3 protein-coding genes are annotated in these 2,101 nt (G+C 77.7%); 1 reads left to right on the top strand and 2 read right to left on the bottom strand.

Annotated features, from left to right (window positions below):
* Positions 1–10: 10 nt before the first annotated feature.
* Positions 11–847: an SDR family NAD(P)-dependent oxidoreductase gene (locus GTR00_RS19660; protein WP_166613237.1), complete on the bottom strand. Its 837-nt coding sequence runs from the start codon at positions 845–847 to the stop codon at positions 11–13.
* Between the two features lie 37 nt (positions 848–884).
* Complete coding sequence (locus tag GTR00_RS19655; protein WP_205706246.1) at positions 885–1,469, bottom strand: hypothetical protein; 585 nt, start codon at positions 1,467–1,469, stop codon at positions 885–887.
* 45 nt (positions 1,470–1,514) lie between these two features.
* Between GTR00_RS19655 and GTR00_RS19650 the strand changes: the two genes are divergently transcribed.
* Positions 1,515–2,101: MFS transporter (locus tag GTR00_RS19650; RefSeq protein ID WP_166613236.1), on the top strand; the 587-nt coding region annotated here is incomplete at its 3' end.

The following is a 2,101-nucleotide window of genomic DNA, read 5'->3' as shown; positions in this document are numbered from 1 at the left end:
GGTGGGGGCCTCAGGCGGCGGACCAGCCGCCGTCGGAGGCCAGCACGACGCCGTTGACGTTGACCGCGTCGTCGCTGAGCAGCCAGGTGATCGAGGCGGCCAGCACCTGGGCGGACACCGGCGTGGTCAGGATGCCGCGGGCGCTGGCCAGCCGGGCGGGGCCGAAGGGCGTGCTCACCTTCACCTCGATGCCCGTGATGGTGGGCCCGGGCGCCACCGCGTTGACGCGCACCCCGCTGGGCCCGTACATGAACGCCCCGCTCTTGGTCAGGCCCACCACCGCGTGCTTGGAGGCGGTGTAGGCCGCCCCGGCCGCCGAGCCGCGCAGCGCCGCCTCGGAGGCGGTGTTGACGATCGAGCCGGCCCCGCGCGCCAGCATCCCCGGCAGCACCGCGCGCGTGAGCTTCATGGTGCCGTCGACGTTCACGGCGAACACCCGCCGCCACACCTCGTCGCTCATCTCGTGCAGCGCCGACATGTCGTCCATGATCCCGGCGATGTTCGCCAGGGCGTCCACGCGCTCGCCCGCCGCGGCCAGGACCCGCTCGATCGAGGCGTCGTCGGTGATGTCGGCGCCCACCGGGCTCACGCGCCCGCCGCCGGGCACCTGGCCGGAGGTGTCGGCGGTGCCCGTGAGGTCGGCGAGCAGGCCGTCGAGGCGCTCGGCGGCGACGTCCACGGCGACCACGTGACCGCCCTCGCGCGCCACGCGGGAGGCGGTGGCCCGGCCGATGCCGGAGCCGGCGCCGGTGACGACGACGGTCCTGCCGGCGAAGCGGCCCGGGACGAGCTGCTCGGCCCACCCGGGGGCGGCGGCGGGGGTGTGCTGGGCGTCCTGCTCGGTCACGTCGGTCCTCCGGTGCGGTGCTGCGGGGTCCGGTGGTTCAGCGGGTGGTGACCGGGGCGAGCCAGAGCCCGACGAGGGCGTCGACGAGGCCGTCGGCGCACTGGGCCCAGGAGGCGCGCGCCGGCGCGCGCCCCTCGGCCAGGGCGGTCTCGCGCTCGGCGAAGACGTGGACGGTGAGCAGGCGCACCATGTCCGCCCGTTCGGCGCGCACCGCCGGCGGCACTCCGGGCAGGCAGCGCTCCAGGCCGTCGACGGTGCGCCGCAGCGGTTCCGAGCGCAGCGCGCGCTCGACGACGAGGGCGTGGCGGCGCGGGTCGGCCGCCAGCTGGGCCGACAGCCGCGCGTACCAGGTCGGGCTGCCGAGGTCGTCGAGGTGCCGGGCGGTGGGGCGCACCAGGCAGTCGACCCAGTCGCGCAGCTCGTCCGAGCCGGCGGTGCGGGCCAGCTGCTGCGCGCGCAGCTCCTCCACGGCGAGCACGTGCCGGTCGAGGATCGCCTCGACGAGGTCGGCGGTGGTGCCGGTGCCGGTGCCCAGCGCCCGGGCGGCCTCGGCGCGGGTCAGGCCGGGGTGCTCGTGGGCGAGTCGCAGCAGCTGCGCGCCGCGGGCCGTCAGCGTCCCCACCGGGTACCACCCCCTTTTTGCTCGCTGTTCGAGTATTTTGGTGCCGTGCGCACCGGCGAACAGGCTTCCACGACCCCCGCCGACCCCGGCGACCGCTCCGCGCGGCGGCTGCCCGCGGGCACGCTGGCGCTGCTGGCCGCGGCGGTCTTCGCCGCCGTCACCACCGAGGTGCTGCCCGTCGGCCTGCTGCCGCAGCTGGCCACCGCCTTCGCCGTCCCGCAGGACCGCATCGGGTGGTGGATGTCCGCCTACGCCCTCGTCGTCGCGCTCGGCGCCGTCCCGGTGACCGCCCTGCTCGCGCACCGCTCCCCGCGGCGCACCCTGGTGGCGCTGCTGCTGGTGCAGGCCCTCAGCAGCGCCGCGGTGGCCCTGGCCGGCAGCGTCGGCGGCTTCGCCCTGGCCCTGGCCGCGCGCCTGCTGGGCGGCCTGGCGCACGCGGGCCTGTTCTCCGTCGTGGTCGCCACCGCGGTCGCCGTCGCCCCGCCGGGGCGCTCCGGCCGCGCCGTCGCGCTCGTCAACACCGGCATCACCGCGGCCCTGGCGCTGGGCGTGCCGCTGGGCACCGCGGCCGGGGCGGCCCTGGGCTGGCGCTGGGCGTTCGCCGCCACCGCCGGTGCGGTGCTGCTCCTGGC

Origin of the sequence: Kineococcus indalonis (assembly GCF_009906395.1) — a bacterium.
GTDB lineage: Bacteria > Actinomycetota > Actinomycetes > Actinomycetales > Kineococcaceae > Kineococcus > Kineococcus indalonis.
Note: the sequence above shows the minus strand (reverse complement) of the source record. Positions and strands in the feature narration are given on the sequence as shown.